Origin of the sequence: Chryseobacterium piscicola (assembly GCF_900156685.1) — a bacterium.
Classification (GTDB): Bacteria; Bacteroidota; Bacteroidia; order Flavobacteriales; family Weeksellaceae; genus Chryseobacterium; species Chryseobacterium piscicola.
In genome coordinates this window covers 860,161-874,549 of record NZ_FTOJ01000001.1, presented here as the reverse complement: position 1 = coordinate 874,549, position 14,389 = coordinate 860,161, and the positions used below count along the sequence as shown (strand labels likewise).

Here is a 14,389-nt window from a genome sequence, read left to right as displayed (position 1 = left end):
GTTTAAAAAAAAGGTTTTTTTTGCTTTTTATAGGAGAAGCTGGGCGGGTTTAGCGTCTTGTGATGAAATAATAATAGAATATACTGCATCATTTGGGCCTGGGAAAATTCAATATTATATTATCCGAAACAAAATCTTTACTAAAATTAAATGCTGATCTATATATAGAGATGAAAATTGTGTTCTTCTAAATCCGTTTTTTAAGTAGCTATGCGAATTTTTAGTTTACACTCGAACCTTTTCGGGTCTTAAATAATGCAAAATGATAAAATGAAAAGTCTCTAATGAAATTTTGATTTTGAAAAAATGCGTTTTATAATACTAGATCACAAAATATGGATTCTTCTATATACTGCTGCGCCTAGATTAGAAAGAAAATGTTTTGTGGGAAGCACCAAAAAAGGTTTGTTTACTGGATCGTGTTTTAGGAATAAATCTTCTTTATAGCCCCGATGGTAGCGGCATCCTTTTGTGATGAGGAACGAAGAGCAAAAGATACAGCGGACAGCGGGTTCCCGGCTCATAAAAAAAATGTAAATTCCTGCGGTGATCAGTTGTCATTTTTTGAGGTCGGAGGTGGGAAAGCAGATGATAATATTGATATCAGAATTTTTTTTGGAGAAATTTGTAGATATAATATCCTATGAGGCAACCGATGGTGTCTGCGACGATGTCGAGGGTTTCCATAGAACGACCTAGATTCATTTCTTCCTGAAATATTTCTGTGAGGAAGGCATAAATGAGAATAATCTGAATGAAGTAAGCAAATTTTATTTTTGGAAAGGATGCTATGAACAGAAATCCCAAAGCTGCAAATATACTTACATGCAATATTTTGTCTATACCACTGAACATAAACCAATATTCATGGTTTTCTTGCCCTGGCTTTAGGAGCATAAAAGTAAGAAATGCCCAATAAATGGGCATAATCTTATTAAATATTGTTCTGAAATTATCCAATTACAGCTTGATATTCTTCTGCTGTTAGTAATTCTGAGTGATTTGCTCCTTCAGCAATTTCTAATTTGATGATCCATCCGTTTCCGTACGGGTCTGTGTTCAGAAGTTCTGGTTGGTTTTCTAGTTCAGCATTGAACTCGATTACTTTTCCTGCAATTGGAAGAAAAAGATCTGATACTGTTTTTACTGCTTCTACACTTCCGAAAACGGCTTCTCCTTCAAGATCTTCGTCTACAGTGTCTACGTCTACGTAAACGATGTCTCCCAATTCGCCTTGTGCGAAATCTGTGATACCGATTGTTGCTACGTTTCCTTCAATCTTGATCCATTCGTGATCTTTGGTGTACTTTAGTTCTGCAGGTGTATTCATTTTTAATTTTTTATAGTGACAAATTTAATTTAAAATTGGCAAATGGTCAAAAGAAAATTTAATAATTGTTTGGTTGCGGGTTTGGGGGTTCGTGTTTTGGGTTTGGGGTTAAGGTTAAGATTAAGTAAGATAAAGATTTTTATTAAAATTTTATTCAATGTAAGGCCAGAGAAGGATTTTACATTTTAATTGGCTTCAAGATAAACAAAGCCGTCAACTTAGCGAGGAAATGCAAAGTGAATAAATGACAATATTTTCAAAAAAAATCCCTTTCAATTTTCTGAAAGGGATTTGTACTCTTATATTATTTTTAGAAACCTCCGGCATCACCGAATGTGAAGGTGGCTGAGATTCCCGCCCTTACTGTTGACAGTGGGAAGGCTGTGGATATTTTGTATTTTGAGGTCATCTGCTCATAGAAAACTCTTAGATTCAGATTTTGAGAAACATTGTAATCTGCAGATAGTTTAATATTCATCAATCGCTGTCCGCCTGTCACCTGAGAGTCATCGAGCAAAATATTCATAATGCTGGTACGGCTGTCTCTAAGAGAGATGTCTCCTCTGATGTTTAAATCTGCACCTTTATTGTTTCCTCCGCCATTGGCATTTCCTAATCTGAAGTTTCTAACGATATATCCTAGACGAACTACATATTCTGTATTGGAATCTTCGGTCAAGGTATGATTTACCAATCCGAGCAATAACATTCTGTTTCTGTTGTATTGCACCCCAAACTGCATATTGTTTCGCATTGTAACGTCAATTCCTACCAATGGTGCAAAACTTTCTACATAACCAACTTGTGAGAAAGTAAAGGGATTGATGTAATCGGCATTCACATCTAGACCACCAACATTGTTGAAGTAGTCAATACTAGACTGTACTCCGGTTGCTGTGTAAGTAGCATTGTAGCTGTGAAGAATATCAAACTTAGTAAATTGACCGCTGATGACAGGAATGTTTTTCAGGCCAGACCATGTGATTCTCCAATTCGGGAACGGTAGCCCTGCCTTTCTTGCATTACCTATTTCTTTTGGCCCTTTTCCTTCTACTGCTGCACGGAATGCCGGAATCAAAACATAGGCATTGGCAATACTATAACCTGCGGCAAACCCGTCTGCCCCCGGTGTACCTCCTAATTGCTGAGAAAGCGCACGAGCATTTTGTCTGATAGTTGCATAAACTGCTGATCCGTCTTGGAAAGCTGTTTTGATTGTATTGACAGAATTGGAGTACGTTATCATATCACTTGCAAATGTCAGATTAGGATTGGCGTTTCCGAAGCCGTCTCTATAATTGAAACCTGTTTGAGAGAAATTTCTATTGTAGGTTTGAATAACATTGAAATCTATTCTTAAATCATTAAGGGGCATCATCTGAAGGTTGGCTCGTAGGTCTCGTGTTGACATCCGAACATAAGGATCATTCATTAAATTTGATGTACTTACCCAGCCATTTTCGATTGCTGTTCTTCTAATATCTGCCTGTGAACCGAGAAGGAAACCAATAGTAGGACCACCTAAAGTTTGCCCTACTCCGTAATAGTTTGGTGCAGAAAGAAGCCCAGGTAATACAGTTCCGTTGTTTTCAGAATAGGTTACATCCAACTGTTTGAATGAGGTTAAAAAGAATGCTGCACTTTGCATTGCAGTCAATTTATTTTTAAACTTATACTGTTTATAAGCGTATCTTTTTTTCTCCCAAGCTTGTGTGTAGCTTGTATTCAGAGAATCCATCTCTTTTTTTCGTTTGCCTAATTTTTCTGTAATGTTTTTAAAATAGCTAAACTGACTAAAGAATCTAGGAATATCTGCCGTTGCGTTGGCCTGAATAACATTTGTATTTTGACCAATCGACCCTAAACTTCCTTCAGGGCTAGACAATAAGGCTGTGGATCTTGCATTCCAATTGTAAGTAAAACCATAACCAACCTCAGCATCAATGAATTCTAAATAGGGAAGATACTGGAACGGCAATTTGTAATTCAACTGAACTCTATGATTGTACAACACAGGTCTTCCGGCTCTGAAAACATTTCCGAAAATAGATGAATTATCCATCGTATTAACGTCTACCTGATCATTTAAAGTTCTTGTAGCAGAGTTGATTTCCAGTTTTAAAGATTTGGTAAAATTAAATCCTAAACCATACTGCCATCCGAAATAGAAGTTTCTGTTTTTGATGGCGGCGAAATCGTCAGCAAGATTTCCGCCTAAGATAGCATCAATATTTCTGAACTCAAGTTCGTTGTAATTTCTATCGATTTCTGTTCGGAAAGACAATCTTGTAGGAATCGGATTGAAGTTAAATTCTTTCACCCATTTCAGATACTTTGTTGATTTTGCAGTATCGCTGATCATTTTGTTGAAAGGTTTAATTACCCAAGGTTTAAACTGATAATTGTAATCAATATATCCTCTCAGGTATTGTCTGTAGTTTTTCTTAGTGTAAATATCTCTGTAATGATCATCGTTGTAAACGGCGGTTACCGAAATATTTTCAACATCATAGAATTTTGGTTTTTTATCTGGATTTACTCTTTCCTTATGCATATTTACCACACCAATACTTCTTTGCTGCGTGTAAGTACGTGCTACTTTTTTAAGCTGTTCTTTATTGGCAGCTTTACTGAATTCTACATCGGTATCCAAAGGATTGTATTTTGGATCTTCGATGGTTTGAGCATAAGAATAATTCAGAGGAATTTTCACTCCCGTTTTTTCGGGTAAGAATTTATCTACATTTACCGCGGTATTAATACTGAATGCCGACTGACTCGCCTGACTTCTTTCTGCCGGTTTAGAATCAATATTACCGAAGCCTACTGAAGAGTAAGATGCACTTGTATTCACGGTTGCAAAATCTCCAAGGTTAAAATTTAAACTTGCATTTCCGGCATACCCTCCATCGTTTTCAATTTCAGAAAGACGCATTTCGTTTACCCAAAGAACTCTACCATTTGATCCCACTCCTCCTCTAAGATTATTTCTTACACCAATCATGATGGTGGTAATGTTTCCTAAACTCGGGCGACCTTTAATATAAATTCCTTTATTATTATCTCCGAACTGAGTATCTTTTCTTCTATCCACAATCCCTGTTGGGAACTCTCTATCTCTTCTGATTTTAGCATCAACAAAATCCTGAATATTAAAATCTACTTCGTTCTCGAAAGGCCAGATTTCCATTGGTGTTGTAGCAGTATTCGGAGTATATTTCACTGAAGATTCATACTCATAATAGTTATCTGAAGCATCACTACCAAAACGGATGAAGAATTTTACATTTTGATCTAAATTTGAATCTCTTGGGCTATCAAGGTTTTGTGCGTGTACAAATAGCTTCAACTTTTTGTACCTTCTCATATCCAGTGTAGTATTTTTGAAAACACCTCTCGCCTCTTCGCTCATGTTTCTTACTTTCAGATAAAGCGAAGATTCATTTTGTCTTTGAGCACCTGCATTTCCGCTCAAGACCTGTCTGTCGATTCCTGGAGGCAGTACGTAAGGTGGTTGGTTTAATGCGTTTTCCTCAATATTCACACTTCCTACTTCGAAATTATCATTCAAAGTTGTTGCTCCTGTATTACCTTCAGTTGTGGTAACCGTTGGGCTTGCAATTAAATTAGGATATTTTCTCCAATCTGATCTTACCAGATCCATGGTTCCGAATCTTAAAGTAGATATGTTATCAAAACCTGTTAGCAACATTCTTGCAAAACGTACATTATTTAAAATTGAGGCATCTTTATCTCCACCAACATTCGGTTCGTTGTATTTATTAACTGGAATTCTGAAAAGAAACCATTTCACGTCATCAGTTTGTCCGTTTTGGAAAGTTGCCTGAACTGTTTTTACGTCAACAATGTTATTCTGTCCTAAAGCCAAACTTGCCTGATCAAGATTTACAACATATTCATTATAATTTTCACTTTGATCAAGATTGTAATCTTTATTGATATCTTCCGCATCCGGAGTTTGGGAAGCTACCTCAAGCGAATTACTTTGTGAGTTTCCTTCCGGACCTCTGAAATATTTGTATCGTTGAACAAGTGATGAAGCTAAGTTTCCTGTAAACTTTGCAGAAAGGTAAAATACGAAATCATCAACTGCGGGATCTGATAAATTGGTTACCGGATTTATGAAAGTATTTCCAAATCTTGCTGATTCCTGATCTGAACCCAAACCATCATATCCCAAATCTTGGGAAGTTCTGTCTGTACCTTCTGTTGAGAAGGCATAGAGAATAGCGGGCTGTTTCGGCTGAATTCCCCAATTGGAAGATGTAGTGGTAGAAGGCGCAGATGGAACGGGAAGACCATTTTCATACTGCATTAAACCATCTTTTAAAATATCTTCTGAAACATTTCCTAAATGCAATAATAGTTTCGGAGAACCTCCCGGCTGGCTCAATGGTCTGTTATCCGCATAAGGATCCATCATCCAAAATTCTAAATATTCTATATTTGAATTAATAAAATTAGAAACACTGATGGGACGCATGAGACCTGCCCATCTTTGTTGTGTAGTTTCTGTATTTGGATTAATGTTGTAAGGTCCTTTTTCTGCAGGATAGTAAGAAATATCGAAAGTGTTGGTAAACGTCTGCTCGCCGGCTACGAAATCCCTATTGTTGAAAATTTCTGAAAACTGAACCCTTCTTGATGCGTGATTGGATACCGACTGTGCTGTAATACCTTCAGGAGGTCTTCCTCCCACGCCCCAGAATCTAGGGTCGATGTTGTACCAAGAAAGCAAACCTCTTCCATATCCATTGGTAAGGTCGTTGTTACTTCCAGCTCCGTTGAAGATGGGGTAGTTTTGATTTTTTTCTGGTTTTGAAGCTAAGCTCCAAGCCGTTGGTTCTTTTAAAGAAATCTTTGAAGTCGTCTGTTCAAAATCATCAATATAAGACTGATCATTTGTTCCTTTATTGATTCCCGGAATAAGGTAGGCGCCTTCCATTCTGAAATTCAGGTTGGATGGAGCTTCTGTATTGATTCCTGGTATTTTATCTGTAAGTCTGGTAAGGAATGGTAATTGGTTGTTGTACAACATATTTACACCAGCCATGGTATTATTTACTGCTTCCTGACCATAATTTACCTTTTGCGTTAAAGGTGATTCTGAGTAATTAACTACTGTTCCGCCAAAAATAAAGTTTTCGCTTACTCTTCTTTCTAAATTTAAGCCTAAAAATCTTTTACGCTGTGTATTAAAGGTCAATTGGTTTTCAAGTGAAATATTGATTGCCTGCCCGGATTGTTTTACGTTTTCATTAATTATTGTTACTGAACCCAACATGTAATCTACGGTATAATCTACCCCTTCGGTTAACTGTACACCATTGGCAGAAACTTTTACGGAACCTTGAGGTACATTAACTGCACCCAGAGAAATCCCCTGTCCTTGTGCTCCTTTGTATCTGCCTTCTAAAGTATATCGCTGGGCAAGACTACTAGCGCTTGCCACCTGTTTTTGTTGGCTGTAGAGATCAGAAAATACATATTGAGGATTATTGCTTCCCAAAACCGTTTGCATGTGACTTCCGAATGGCTGAATTTTTGTAAATATAAGCTTACCAAATTCGGGTTTCACTGTAATTCCGTTTACAAAATCGAAAATCCCATCACCTAAGGTACCTCCATTAGACTGAAGGTCACCATGCAGATTGAGTCTGTCCCAATTTAATAATTTCAACAAATTGATATCTTGAACACTTGTATTTGGTAGATAATTTACTTTACCTCCCGTTTGCGGGTCACGGTATAAAACATTTAAAATAAATCCGTCTTGCTCGATTTGTCCGGCATCTAGAGCATAAATGTTTTTCATCATCAACTGCCACATTGGAGAAGTTGTTTTTACTGTGGTATTCGGCTTCAAAAGTTTAGTAACCAAAACCGGACTTTCCTCCGAAAACTCCCCTACTTTATAGACCTGACTTGTTCCGTTTACCGTATAGGAGTAAGAAACCGCAAGCAATTGTTGATCATTAAGCCTTTGATTTAATGAAACATAACCTAATTGTGGATGAAATGTATATTCACTTGTCGTCAAACGACGAGCTTTTCTGTTGTAAATAAACTGTTCTCCATCCTGATAAGGCTCGGTAGTACCCGTTGCATTGGGTAAAACCTGACCGTTGATGGTATTGTAAGTCTGATCAGGATTTCTAATTCCTGCTCCTAAAGCTGTTACTGCTCCGTAGACATTGTTCTGAGTGTTATCTGGCAATCCAGATGCCCCTTCTCCTAGATCTCTTATTCCGACGATACTTTTTTGATAAGAAAGGTTTGAGTTCCCTTGATCAAGCACCCAGACTTCAATTCTCGAGATATTAATTCTTGAGTTGATTTGGGGATAATTGAGTAAAGCATTGTCATAATTATTCAGGAAGTATTGTCCTATGAAATAATGCTGGTTATCTTCATAATCAATAGCGTTTACTTTAAAAGTATTCATCACCCCACCGCCTTGCACAACGATATTTCTTGCTTCTCCTTGCTGCTGTGACATTACTGCCGTACCAAAAGTTTTACCAAACTGGAATTCAGATTTGACCCCAAAAAGAGATTCCGAACCTCGTATAAGGCTCGTAGAAAGTGGCATATTGACATTACCAAATTCTATTCTTTTGATGATTTTATCTTCTCCCCCTGCGCTCGGCTTATCTACATCATTCAAACCTTTTGTTTGCAGATCTTTCCAGCTTCCTTTTGCCTGCCAGACGAGATTCATTCTGTTTTCAAACGCAAAACCACTTTGGGTATCATAATTGGCTTTTAGCTGAAGGTTTTCACCTACTTTTCCAATTAAACCCAGCTGAATTCTCTGGTCGATATCAAATGTGAAACTCGTTCTGTTTTGAGGTAAAATTAAAGGATTATCAATCTTTTGATAAAGACCTGCAAAATCGAATGAGGCATATCCTGAAGGAATAATTTCAATTTTATTACTCCCGAACATTGCTTCAAAAAGCCTGTTATTGATTGTAAGCGAAGGAATTAAACCCAATCTTGCTGCCTCAGCTTTGTCTTTACGGAACATGAGGCTATACCTATTAGACTTGTCTTTGTAGTAGGTCTTTGCCTGCTGCGCATCCATAAACTCTTTGTAGTCTTGCGGAGACATCGGCGTAGGCGGACCAGTAACTGTATTACCTACTTTTGGGTAGACGAAATACATCCCGGTTTTGATGTCGTAATACGCTTCGTAATAGGTAGGATCTTCCACCTGCCAGTCTTTTTTTATAGTAAAACCTGTAGGTTCTTGTTGCGCAAATACACTTCCCGAAACCAACAGGAAAAATAAGACCGAAAATATGTTGAAATAACTAATCTTTTTCACCAAACGTTAAATGTTTTTTAAAATTTGCTTTACGAGTTCTTCCGTTGTGATGTCTGCATTCTGCTTGATCATGCGGTCTGCGATTTTCTCGCTCATCCTTTTTGGAATTCCCAAAACTTCTAATGCTGATAACGCATCTTCCTTGGTTTTATTATCTACAGACATCGAAATCTCTTCGCCTTCAGCTTTGAATTTCTGCACTTTATCTTTAAGATCTACAATGATTCTTTCGGCCGTTTTTGCGCCGATACCTTTGGCTTTCTGGATCAAAGCACTGTTTCCAGAAAGAATTGCTGTTGCAATTTCTTCAAGATTCAAAGTAGATAAAAGAATGAGTGAAGAAACCGCTCCTACCCCTGTTACACTGATGAGAAGATTAAACATTTCCTTTTCTGCACGGGTATGAAACCCAAAAAGTAAATGAGCGTCTTCACGGATGATCTGTTGAATAAATAGAAAAGATTCTTTGTTGTGAATCAGTTTTTGGGAAGTCATCAAACTTATGCCTACATAATAACCCACGCCTTGTACATTGAGTACAGCGTAAGTGGGACTAAGCTCCTGAACGGTTCCCTGTAAAGAAAATATCATTATCAATTTTTATAACTCCCAAATATAGTAATTTAAACTAAGTAATAATTTCATTTAACATAAGAATGATATTTAACTTTTTTTGTATTAACAAAGACAAGAATTTAGCTTAAAAACAAAAAACTCCAAAATAATCTGGAGTTTTCTGTTTTATAAAATTGATGAGTTTATTTTTTACTTTCTCTTCTCTGTGCATCCAAAACTGCAACAGTTGCCAGATTCACAATCTCATCAACACTTGAACGCATTTGTAAAACATGAACAGGCTGTTTCAGTCCCATTAGGATGGGTCCGATCACTTGTGCAACCTTCATTCCTCTGATGATTTTGTAAGATAGGTTTGCGGATTCAAGATTTGGGAATATAAATGTATTGGCAGGAGTAGTTCCTAATTTTGAGAACGGATAATCACTCAAATGATCAGAATTCATTGCAAAATCTGGTTGAATTTCTCCATCAACAATCATTTTCGGGAATTTCTCGTGAAGAATACTCACTGCTTTTGCTACTTTTTTCGAAGTATCAGAAATTGCAGCGAAGTTTTCAAAACCAAGCATTGCAATTCTCGGTTCGATAGCGAAAGATTTCACAGTATGCTCTGCCATTTTAGCAATATTCACCAAATCTTCAGCAGTAGGATTTTGATTAATAGAAGTATCTGCGAAGAAAATCGGTTTCTTTTCAGATAAAATCATCATCATTGCCGCCACTTTTTCAACCCCTTTTTCTTTTTCTATCACTTCTAAAACAGGTCTTAAAGTAGAGACATAATTTTTAGAAAAACCAACAATCAAGCCATCTGTATCACCGTGTTTCAACATCAAAGGACCAAAATAATCTCTTTGGCGAACGAATTTTTTGGCTTTGTACTCATTCACCCCTTTTCTCTGACGAAGTTTCCAAAGTGTTTCTCTGTATTTTTTTCTGTTTTCTTTCTGGTCGTCATCACTAGGATCGATAATCGGAACATCTATATTGATTCCGAAACGCTCCATTTGTTCTTTTACGTATTTTTTATCTCCTAAAAGAATTGGGTAAGCAATTCCTTCTTCATAGAGAATTTGCGCAGCTTTCAAAACATTATATTCTTCAGCATTGCCCAGAGTAATTCTTTTAGGATTGGCTTTTGCACGGTTTTGCATCATTCTCACCAACTTCTCATCTCTTCCCATTCTGTCGAGAAGCTGAGTTTCGTATTCGTTGAAATCTGCAATGGTTTTTCTGGCAATTCCGCTGTCAATTGCTGCTTTAGCAACGGCGCTTGAAACTTTGGTAATTAATCTGTTATCGAATGGTTTCGGAATAAAATATTCTCTACCAAACTGCAAATTCTGAACATTGTAAGCTAAAATTACCGCTTCCGGAACGGGTTCTTTTGCCAAATTAGCGATTGCATGTACAGCCGCCAATTTCATTTCTTCGTTAATTCCTTTTGCCTGAACATCCAATGCGCCACGGAAAATATAAGGGAAACCAAGAACATTGTTCACCTGATTAGGATAATCACTTCTTCCTGTTGCCATGATGACATCTTTTCTTGTTGCCATTGCCAAATCGTAAGCAATCTCAGGATCAGGATTTGCCAATGCAAAGACGATTGGATTTTCTGCCATGCTGCTCAACATATCTGGTGTCATCACGTTTCCTTTAGACAAACCAATGAAAACATCTGAACCTTTTAAGGCATCTTCTAGAGTTTCGAGATCAGTTTGAGCAACGAAATCTATTTTTTCTGGAGTAAGGTTTTCTCTTTTATGATTGATAACCCCTTTGCTGTCGCACATCAATACATTTTCTCTTTTTAGACCCAAAGAAATATAAAGATTGGTACATGCCACAGCTGCTGCTCCGGCTCCGTTTACAACCATTTTTACTTCCTCGATGTTTTTGTTGGCAATCTGAAGAGCATTAATTAATGCTGCCGCAGAAATAATAGCAGTTCCGTGTTGATCATCATGCATCAACGGAATATCCAATTCTTCTTTTAATTTTTGTTCGATATAGAAAGCTTCAGGAGCTTTGATGTCTTCAAGATTGATTCCACCAAAAGTTGGAGCGATACCTTTTACAATCTGAATAAATTTATCAGGATTTTTCTCATCAATTTCGATATCAAAAACATTGATGTCTGCAAAAATTTTAAACAAAAGACCCTTTCCTTCCATTACAGGTTTTGAAGCTTCTGCACCGATGTCTCCCAGACCAAGAACAGCTGTTCCATTTGAAATTACGGCAACCAAATTTCCTTTTCCTGTATAATCGTAAACGGTTTCAGGGTTGTGATGAATCTCCATACAAGGCACTGCCACTCCTGGAGAATATGCCAATGACAAGTCTCTTTGTGAGGAATGCGGTTTTGAGGGGATTACTTCAATTTTACCTTTCGGTTCTGCTTTATGATAATCTAGCGCGGCTTGATTAAAATTTTTCTCGTCGCGTTGAGTTTTATTAGACATAGAATTTTCTTTTTTTTATAGTATATATTTAATATGGTAGTTGACTAAACTTTCGATAGGTTTTTGTACAACATGTCCCACATTTAACCCGAGTTCTGAAGCTGCAGAACGCAAAATATCTTCGTAGTAGTAAGCAATAGAGCCGATGAAATTAATCTCAGCTTCATTTGATTCTTCATAAGGAAGAACCTGATAATCGAAGAAGTTTTTCATTTCTTCCAAAATCATATTCTGGAGATAAGGATGATGTTTTCTTTCGACAACAAATTTATTGAAATCTGCCAAATAGGCGTTTGGTCTTGTTTTGTGATACATATTTTTCAATGCCACGTCAATAGTTAAACCATAAGTTTCTTTAAATTCTAAATGCAAGTCTTGAGGAAGTTTCTGCATAAAAAACCTACGTACCACTTGTTTACCTATTGCACTTCCGCTACCTTCATCGCCCATAAGATAGCCTAATGAAGGAAGTTTTATATGTAAATTTTCACCGTCAAAATAACATGAGTTGGATCCTGTTCCTAAAATGCAAACGATGGTTGGTTTGCCATTGTATGCAGCATAAGCAGCAGCAAAAAGATCTTCTTTTACAATAATCTCTGCGTTGATAAAGATTTTACCAACTTCTTGCTTTATTGTTTCACAATTTTCTCTCACACCACAACCAGATCCATAGAAAAAAATCTTGGTAATTGAATTTTTAACTGACGATAAACTTTTGTTTTGTTCAATTTCAGGAACAATTAATTCTTTGCTGATAAAATTGGGGTTGAAACCAATAGTTTCTGTCTTTAAGAAAACATTTTTGAAATCATCTAAGATAACCCAATCCGATTTAGTAGAACCACTATCAACAATAGCAACCATATATTTACAATTTCATTTAAAGGTGCTAAAGTATGAATTTATCTTGAAAAAGCAGAGTAAAGAGCGATGACTTTATTCACAAAAACTAGGGTTGCATCTCGTTTTGAGAAGCATTATATTGTAGTAACCAATCTTTGATTTCGTCTTCAAGATAGGAGGTTTGCAAGATCATGGCTTCTAAAAAATCATCTGGCACTGCTTCTCCTTCGGAGTTTTCTAGTTTCCAAAGATCATCAGACATATTTTCGTATTCAGAATACACTCTTTTGAATCTAATGCTTTGTCTTTCTAAATCTTCAATATTTTTTTGTTGAAGCTGAAATTTTCTGTATTTATTTTGCCTTTCCATATCAATAATTTTGATTGATGTTTGTTTAGTTTAGTGAATTTTGCGAAAAACATATACTAAAAGACAGAAAAAACGTCATTCTAAAACGACTGGAAATGAATTTCTTATCCAATAGTAATTTTTAATTCAGAAAACTAAATTTAGAAATATTTTTCAATCGAAAAAAAAAATTAACAACTTTTTTTAGTGTTTAACATATAGTTATAACTTTGCAAGAATTGATTGATTTGATGAAAGATATTCTTATAAGGCAGAAACAGGTACTTTTTTTTATTATTGCTGGTGGTTTGAGTGCGGTAATAGAAATAGGAAGTTTTAAGATTTTCAGCTCTTATTTACCTCAACTCTTTTTAGAAGAGAAAAATTTTCATGGGATACATTTTCCTTTGAGTAATATTTTCTCTACTTCTTGCGGAATTATTACCAACTATTTTCTAAGCATTTGGTTTGTATTTGAGCGCGGAAAGCATTCTAAAAAAAGAGAATTTGTTTACTTTATGGCAGTTTCTGTAATTTCTACATTATTCAGCCTTATTTTCTTTCAAATTTTCTATAGTTTTATATTTAAAGACAATATAGACCTCCTGATTTACACTTTAAGCCCGGAAATTTTAAGTAAAATATCGGCAATTCTTTTGGTTTCAATTTTAAATTATTCTGTTAAGAAAAAAATAATATTTAATGGGTAAACTAAAAAAAATCCTCAACTACCTTTGGCGTGGCTGGCTGATTATTTTGGCATTTGTACTGACAATAAGTTTCGGACTTCCGGTGTACCTGCTCTCTTACAATAAAAAAAATTACAAGTATGCTTATAAATTTATACGTTTATGGTGCTATGGCGTTTTTTACGGAATGGGCTTGAGGTATGAACTCATTAATCTCACAAACAAAAAAATTGATAAAAACAGACAGTATGTCGTGATTTCTAATCACACTTCTATAATGGATATTATGCTTCCTTGCATATTGTTTCCAGATCATCCGCTTTGTTATGTCGGGAAAAAAGAGCTTGAAAAAATCCCTATCTTCGGAACTATTTATAAAAGAATTTGTGTAATGGTAGATCGCAGTAGCCCAAAAAGCCGTGCCGATGTATATAGAAGATGCGCCGAAAAAATGGAAGAAGGGAACAGTATTGTATTATTCCCAGAAGGTGGAGTTCCTGATGATACTTCTATCGTTTTGGATGAATTTAAAGATGGCGCATTCACGCTTTCTTCAAAACACAACTCTCCTATTGCTGTTTTTACTATTGTTGGTTTAAAAGAAATTTTCCCTTTCAATAACTCACAAGGACATCCTGGAAAGGTTAAAATTTACTTTAATGACATTCTTGAGCCAGTAGTTTCTACTAAAGATTTAAAATTGTCTGCTTTTGAGACAATAAAAAAAACACTTACAGAATTCAGTTAATAACATAAATAAATTATATTTGTGTAATT

10 protein-coding genes are annotated in these 14,389 nt (G+C 36.1%); 2 read left to right on the top strand and 8 right to left on the bottom strand.

What is annotated here, in order from left to right:
• Positions 1–326: 326 nt before the first annotated feature.
• The 8 genes from BW939_RS15815 to BW939_RS04050 form a co-directional block, all read right to left on the bottom strand.
• Positions 327–524, bottom strand: a complete 198-nt coding sequence (locus tag BW939_RS15815) for a hypothetical protein (protein WP_159439253.1) — start codon at positions 522–524, stop codon at positions 327–329.
• Positions 525–603: 79 nt separating this feature from the next.
• Entirely contained in the window at positions 604–927 is a 324-nt protein-coding gene (locus tag BW939_RS04080; protein WP_076450040.1) for a VanZ family protein, read from the bottom strand.
• Between the two features lie 25 nt (positions 928–952).
• Positions 953–1,330 carry a glycine cleavage system protein GcvH gene (gene gcvH / locus BW939_RS04075; protein ID WP_076450038.1) on the bottom strand — a complete coding sequence of 126 codons (378 nt, stop codon included), beginning with the start codon at positions 1,328–1,330 and terminating at the stop codon, positions 953–955.
• Between the two features lie 310 nt (positions 1,331–1,640).
• A complete protein-coding gene (sov, locus tag BW939_RS04070; RefSeq protein WP_185115845.1) occupies positions 1,641–8,681 on the bottom strand; it encodes a T9SS outer membrane translocon Sov/SprA in 7,041 nt (2,346 codons plus the stop codon).
• A gap of 6 nt (positions 8,682–8,687) precedes the next feature.
• Positions 8,688–9,272 carry a Holliday junction branch migration protein RuvA gene (ruvA, locus tag BW939_RS04065; protein WP_076450026.1) on the bottom strand — a complete coding sequence of 195 codons (585 nt, stop codon included), beginning with the start codon at positions 9,270–9,272 and terminating at the stop codon, positions 8,688–8,690.
• 167 nt (positions 9,273–9,439) lie between these two features.
• Entirely contained in the window at positions 9,440–11,728 is a 2,289-nt protein-coding gene (locus BW939_RS04060) for an NADP-dependent malic enzyme (RefSeq protein ID WP_076450024.1), read from the bottom strand.
• Positions 11,729–11,743: 15 nt separating this feature from the next.
• Positions 11,744–12,595 carry an ATPase gene (locus BW939_RS04055; protein ID WP_076450023.1) on the bottom strand — a complete coding sequence of 284 codons (852 nt, stop codon included), beginning with the start codon at positions 12,593–12,595 and terminating at the stop codon, positions 11,744–11,746.
• 85 nt (positions 12,596–12,680) lie between these two features.
• Complete coding sequence (locus tag BW939_RS04050) at positions 12,681–12,944, bottom strand: hypothetical protein (RefSeq protein ID WP_076450021.1); 264 nt, start codon at positions 12,942–12,944, stop codon at positions 12,681–12,683.
• 230 nt (positions 12,945–13,174) lie between these two features.
• Between BW939_RS04050 and BW939_RS04045 the strand changes: the two genes are divergently transcribed.
• Positions 13,175–13,633 carry a GtrA family protein gene (locus tag BW939_RS04045; protein ID WP_076450019.1) on the top strand — a complete coding sequence of 153 codons (459 nt, stop codon included), beginning with the start codon at positions 13,175–13,177 and terminating at the stop codon, positions 13,631–13,633.
• Complete coding sequence (locus BW939_RS04040) at positions 13,626–14,360, top strand: lysophospholipid acyltransferase family protein (protein WP_076450018.1); 735 nt, start codon at positions 13,626–13,628, stop codon at positions 14,358–14,360. Before BW939_RS04045 ends, BW939_RS04040 begins: the two co-directional genes overlap by 8 nt.
• Positions 14,361–14,389 lie beyond the last annotated feature (29 nt).

Bases quoted from the DNA above. Each gene is read 5' to 3' on its own strand.
- BW939_RS04050 (WP_076450021.1), bottom strand. From the start codon at position 12,944: ATGGAAAGGCAAAATAAATACAGAAAATTTCAGCTTCAACAAAAAAAT.
- BW939_RS04040 (WP_076450018.1), top strand. From the start codon at position 13,626: ATGGGTAAACTAAAAAAAATCCTCAACTACCTTTGGCGTGGCTGGCTG.
- BW939_RS04080 (WP_076450040.1), bottom strand. From the start codon at position 927: ATGCCCATTTATTGGGCATTTCTTACTTTTATGCTCCTAAAGCCAGGG.
- BW939_RS04055 (WP_076450023.1), bottom strand. From the start codon at position 12,595: ATGGTTGCTATTGTTGATAGTGGTTCTACTAAATCGGATTGGGTTATC.
- BW939_RS15815 (WP_159439253.1), bottom strand. From the start codon at position 524: ATGAGCCGGGAACCCGCTGTCCGCTGTATCTTTTGCTCTTCGTTCCTC.
- BW939_RS04045 (WP_076450019.1), top strand. From the start codon at position 13,175: ATGAAAGATATTCTTATAAGGCAGAAACAGGTACTTTTTTTTATTATT.
- gcvH (WP_076450038.1), bottom strand. From the start codon at position 1,330: ATGAATACACCTGCAGAACTAAAGTACACCAAAGATCACGAATGGATC.
- ruvA (WP_076450026.1), bottom strand. From the start codon at position 9,272: ATGATATTTTCTTTACAGGGAACCGTTCAGGAGCTTAGTCCCACTTAC.
- BW939_RS04060 (WP_076450024.1), bottom strand. From the start codon at position 11,728: ATGTCTAATAAAACTCAACGCGACGAGAAAAATTTTAATCAAGCCGCG.